Here is a 5,513-nt window from a genome sequence, read left to right on the forward strand (position 1 = left end):
CTGCGCCGCTTGGTCGGCTGGCAAGACCTAACCATCGTCAGTACACAACCGGAGGCAGCGTAGTAGCAAGTTGATACTTCAACTGCTCAACTCGTCGCAGATACCTGATGCTCCCCTTTCCACCACTTGACCGACACCACCTTGCCGCGCGCGCCGTGATATGAGGCCGGCGCACTCACCAGGCTGTCGGGCACATAGTCCTCGACGAAATAAGCCTGGATCACTCCGCTGCTTACTGATTCAAGCCACACGTGCGCGAAGGCCATCACCGGAACCTGGCTGCGTCCGTTGATAGCGCCCCAATTGACCATCGGAATTACCACCACGCGAGGGTTATTCTGTTTGTGCGAGGAAAAGGTGCCGCCGGAATCGATAACGGCTGCCTGATCGATACGATCCTGGAAACCCTGCGTGACGGGTCCCTTCTTTTTGCCGGGTTCCGTCGTGATGAAATCGCCGATTGCGATCGGACCCGAGTATCCATTGGCCAGATTGGTTCTGAAGTTCGCACCCCCTGTACCACCTAGCGCTATCAAGTCCCAGTTGCCGGCTCCAACCGAAGCCTGATTGAAAGTAACCTGCGATCCAGTGACAAAAAGTGTCGTCCAATCAAGTCCGATTGGAATCAGTTGGCAGTCTCCAACGCTGGAGCATTGAGTACCGCCCGAATCCGACGCGCCGCCCGTGGGCTGTGCTTGCGGTCCATATGAGGCGCATCCTACGCAACTAACCGAAGCTGGGATCTGGGCAGTTGCAGTAACCCGAATCATCTGATTCGTCAGTCCCAGCACCTGCGCGAAGTAGTAAGGGACCGTGCGGCCGGCAGAAATGGTTATGCTGTCATTGGTCGGAGCGTTGAAGGTAGGTGTTGCTACCTCGCTTGCGACCAGGCCATTCAGCGTCGCGTAGGAGTTGGCCTTGGCGGTCGCCGTTGCGGTATCTTCAGGAAGATAGTTGGCGCCCGCCAGCGCAGCCGCATCGACTGCCCGCTGCATCGACGCCCAGTTGAAGTACATGATAGCCACGTCGGTGCCCATAGCTACTGCACCTAGCATAGCGGTCGCTGCGACCGCATACATTACGAATATTTGACCTTTGGAATAGGCGAAAAGACGTCCCATACTAGCCCCCTTAGGCGAGTCGCGCGCAACTTAGGTTGTGGGTTTTGGCGGAAGCGAAGATCGATTAACTGGAATTGGACCCGAAATGCTCAGCACGCCGCGTGCCAATTGTATAAGACATAAGCCGGCTGGCTTTTTCCGGAGCTAGCGAAGAATCTGCCTCTCGGTTGAAACAACTGATGTCGCAAGCTTGCTACGCAAGCGTGCATGAGCGTTCAACAGAAAGTATCAGCAGACAGGGGATCCGAGACGCAGAACCCTGGCAAGCAGGATGCTAGTACGCGGGATCGCTGGCCTTCAGACTCATCACTCCGATACCGCCGCCGATATAGAGTCCCGTGTTACCTTCGATACTCAGCGGCTGTAACGCGATCGAATTCTTGAAGCCACCGACTAAGGCGTTGATACCGGTTCCTCCCAGGATTGCTGCCCGGATCGACACTCCGCCGTAGGTACCCGCCAGGGCGCCCGGCTGAGTGCTGGACGAAGGAGCAAGCACCGCCCAGATGATCGCCGACGACGCCAGATAGCCGATATCGGCGCCGAGCGTCGACATGGTTCCGTGATACTCCTCGATTACGCCCGAGTTCGGCTTGAAGTTGCAATGGATCGCGCGCGACGACCCGATTATGTAGCCGAACCCGCCTGCGACATGGCAGGTCAGGATGCCAGCTTGGACGGTCGCGCCGCCCTGCGCCGCCACCGCGTCCTTCATCGGAGCACCCAACGCCAGGCACACGATCAGGCTGACAATTGATACACGAATTCGAGATGCCATCGCTGAGGGAATATAGCTGACAGTGAACCCGGCACCAAGGGCGTCCGATAACTCAAGGTTTCTGCGGTGGCCCCAGCGTCGGCGTCTTGACCGGGGCGGCGAGCCCGACGAATTCGACCAGGCCGTGGCCGCCCGGATTGGTCTGCAACGGCACCGATTCCCAGTTGTCAGGCACCCACACGTTGCCCGAGGCGTCGATTTCGACTCCCGTCAGTCGGGTCAGCAGACTGCTGGCGTAGCCGGCGCCCGGCGTGATCGGATCGCCGGTTTTGAGACCTGCCGGGCAATTCGCGGTTCGCGCGCCGCAGAGCTCGGAAAGCCGCTCGTCGTTGCCGGTGAAATTGGCGACCCAAATATTGTCGTTGCCGTCGACGGCGATGCCCCACGGCAGTTCGACTCCGCCACCCTTGAATGGAGACTTCGGATTGGGTGCGCCGCTCGAATCAAACATCGAAACCGAATCGCCCAGGCTGTTCGCCACCCAGACATTGCCGAGCGTATCGACCACGACCCCAAGCGGCATGCTGAGGCCGTTGCCGGTAAAGGGAGAGCCGGCCACCTGGCTGCCATCGGCATTCAACCCGAAGAGCCGATCGTTGCCGGAACTGGTAATCCACGCGTGCCCGACGGCGTCGATCGCGACATCGAACGGCCGGTCGAATCCCAACCCTGCGAAGTTGAGTGCGTTGGCCGGGTCGCCCGCGGGATACTCGGTGATCGTGTTGCCGTGGTAATTGGCGATCCAGAGATCGCCCATTTGATCGAGCGCAATCCCCTGCGGTCCGTCGACCGATCCTTGTGTGAAACCAGTCCCGGGCGAGAGCGGCGTCCCGTCTGCTTTGAACAACGAAACCGAATTGCCGGGCGACGGATTGGTGCATCCGGTGCCTTCGAAGCCGAAATTGCCGACCCACACGTTGGCCGTTGCGTCGATCACGATACCGAAGCCCGCGCCGTCCACGCCACCGCCGGTGAACGGCGCACCCGGAGCGTCCACGCCGGTCGGCGTGAGTTCAATCAATTCCTTGCCGCCGCACGTCGGCACGGTCGGATCGCTGTTGAAGACATAGTTGTTGCTGGCCCAGACGTTGCCGTTCGCGTCGATCGCCAGGTTGCCGGGGCCGTCGAACTCGGCGCCGTTGCCGACGTACAGCAGCGCGATCGTCCACGCACCCGGCGACTGGCTCAGCACGGGCGCGTAGGCATCGCTGCCCTGCGATAGCAAGAAGAGGGCATCGGCGTTGCGCCCGGGATTGGATGCGATCGCATGCGCCGCCGCGAGCGTGTCGCTAATGCCGGCGGTGTTGTCCGAAAGCGCCTTGCAGGCGGCCGACGTCGGTCCGGCACTATCGACGCAAGCGGCCAGCAGATTGGCGAGCGAGTTCAGCCGCTCCAGGCCCTCGCAATTAAGCGGCGCGGAACCGCCGCCGCATGATGCCGCGTCGGGCCAAAAGCCGGCCGGAGCGCCAGCCGCGATATCCACCAGATTGGTTTGCGCCAGCTTGGCCGCGTTCTGAAAGCCGATCGTATTGGTCGAAGTGGTGCCGATATTCCGCCCGCTCGCGTCGGTAAACTGCGCCAGCGCCCACTCCGCCGCCACTGTGGTCAGCTCGTTGAGCGCGACCGTGGCGGGCAGAGCATTCGACATTCCCGCGATTCCGATCAGTCCAATCGCCGCGTTGCCGCCCGAGCCAGCATTGCCTCCGACGGCGGCCAGATAAAGGAGCGCGAACGTGGCAGGCCGAGAGTATCGAACGGTGAAATTGCCGCTTGAGTCGGTAGTCGCGTGCCCCAAACTCTTGGCTCCCGAACCATAACCTTGGGCGCCTGCCTGGTAGAGCGTTACGGTCGCGTCCGAGAGCGGGCTGAGACCGCCTTGCACGGTCCCGGAAAGCGACGATGAAGGCGCTGGATTCGAGGAACCGTCGCCGCCGCAAGCGGCGAGCAGTAGCGCGAGACTGAAAATTGCCGCGGCGCCGGTCAAATGCAGTCGTCGAGAGCAGCTCGGCCCAGGCTTGGGAACGCAGGTCGTATCAATTGTTCGAAAATATTCTAATCTCAGAGGTTGCATCCTCCTCCCTCTCTTCAGGCAAAGCCGACAAAGCAGCAATTGGGTTTCCTGTGCCGGGGGCGGGACTCGAACCCGCACGGAGTTTTCACTCCATAGGATTTTGAGCCCATCACCACTTAGTCGCGATCGATCGCAATCGATCACGATCGAGCATTTTCGGGCCTTTTCGACCCTTCCGTTACCGGAAAAAGACAGCAATGGCAACCGCAGACGTGATTCAGGAACGATGCCGGTATAGAGAAAAAATCGCCGCATCAACCGCGGTCGCCCGTCGATCTCAACCGCGATGGTCGATCCCGAAGAGAGCCTTGCGAATCGTCGGAAAGAGTCGGCGCTCCTCGTCATCGATTGCATCGTCCAGCTTGACCGCGAGGCCGCTGAGCGCTCGTCCGACCTCGCGCGCCTGCACATCGGTGAGATGTTCCGCCTCTGCGTTGGCCATCGCGCCCACGAGCGTTCGCAGTCGGTCGTGGTATTCGCGGACCTTTCGTCCCACCTCGGACGAGAGGCGGCCGTGGCGCTCCAGCCACGGCAGCAGTTGACCGTCTTCGGCGTCAAGGTGATGGGTCAGGATAGGTTCGATCGCCACCCAAATCCTGGCCGCATCACGCCTGAGTTCGAGCGATTCCGAATTACGCGTGAGCCGCAGGCCGGCGAGCGCCGCATCGAGCAGATGTGATCTCAGGTCGGAGTCTTCGCGATTGAGTTCCGCCGAGAGACGACGGATTCCCGCGTCGATTTGAGCCGGGTTATCGGCGTTCGATTCTTTCGCGCTCATCCCGAATTTTTCTCCCGCCGGACGCGCGGATCGTCCGTCCACTTGCTGCGCGTGCAGAAATGATCGCAGGACCTGCTCGAATCGTTCGAGCGACAATGGCTTGGAAACGTAGTAGTGGGCCCCGTTCGTGCGCGCCCGCTTCTCGTTGGCATCGCTTTGAATCCCGGCGATATAGAGCAACGAGGTGCCCGAGAAGTGTTTACGAATCTGCGCGAGCAGGCGTCCGCGATCGTTCTCATCGACCGCCTGATCGTCGAGTATAGCGAGGCGCACATTTGGCTGAGCAAGCACCTCGCGAGTCATGAATTTGTCGGCTCTATGTCGAAGCAGATTCCAGGGACGCTTGACGACCCGGCGTACGAGATCCGTCAACTCCTCGTCATCAGAGAGGAGCAGCAAAAGGGGCGCGAGGCGTACATCTCTAAAATCGGTGTTCACTTTCAATTGAGACCGTTCCTAGCCGCGTGGTATACACGAAAAAGCGTGATACTGTTCAGGCAGCTTCACTTGCTATGCGAGAGCAGCAAATGTGCCAAAGCTGCCGCCCGTTTTATTCAGCACGGGCAGAACAAAAGGAGGCAATTTAGCCTATATGTCTCCATCGGAAACAGCGGAAAAGAGCCAATTGATTAAAACCCAAGCTCCCGAGGGTAGACCTCGACACTACCACCTGCTGTGGGACGAGGAGCTCGAGGCGCTGCGGCCGATCCTCAGACTGGTGCTCGAGCATCTGGAGCAAGTCGTAGAGCATTGGTATCAGCTCTA

General features: G+C 60.1%; 4 protein-coding genes. All 4 read right to left on the minus strand.

The window, feature by feature from the left end:
• Positions 1–86: 86 nt before the first annotated feature.
• The 4 genes from Q7S58_RS19455 to Q7S58_RS19470 all read right to left on the minus strand — a co-directional run bounded on the left by Q7S58_RS19455 (position 87) and on the right by Q7S58_RS19470 (position 5,120).
• Complete coding sequence (locus Q7S58_RS19455; RefSeq protein WP_370655555.1) at positions 87–1,037, minus strand: hypothetical protein; 951 nt, start codon at positions 1,035–1,037, stop codon at positions 87–89.
• 358 nt (positions 1,038–1,395) lie between these two features.
• Entirely contained in the window at positions 1,396–1,899 is a 504-nt protein-coding gene (locus Q7S58_RS19460; RefSeq protein WP_304830001.1) for a DUF992 domain-containing protein, read from the minus strand.
• A gap of 52 nt (positions 1,900–1,951) precedes the next feature.
• Complete coding sequence (locus Q7S58_RS19465; RefSeq protein ID WP_304830004.1) at positions 1,952–3,883, minus strand: NHL repeat-containing protein; 1,932 nt, start codon at positions 3,881–3,883, stop codon at positions 1,952–1,954.
• A gap of 364 nt (positions 3,884–4,247) precedes the next feature.
• Positions 4,248–5,120, minus strand: a complete 873-nt coding sequence (locus tag Q7S58_RS19470) for a hemerythrin domain-containing protein (RefSeq protein ID WP_304830008.1) — start codon at positions 5,118–5,120, stop codon at positions 4,248–4,250.
• Positions 5,121–5,513: the final 393 nt, after the last annotated feature.

The sequence above is a fragment of the Candidatus Binatus sp. genome (assembly GCF_030646925.1).
Taxonomy (GTDB): domain Bacteria; phylum Desulfobacterota; class Binatia; order Binatales; family Binataceae; genus Binatus.

Excerpts from the sequence above, each read along its gene's own strand:
- Q7S58_RS19455 (WP_370655555.1), bottom strand. The coding sequence starts at position 1,037 with ATGGGCACCGACGTGGCTATCATGTACTTCAACTGGGCGTCGATGCAG.
- Q7S58_RS19460 (WP_304830001.1), bottom strand. The coding sequence starts at position 1,899 with ATGGCATCTCGAATTCGTGTATCAATTGTCAGCCTGATCGTGTGCCTG.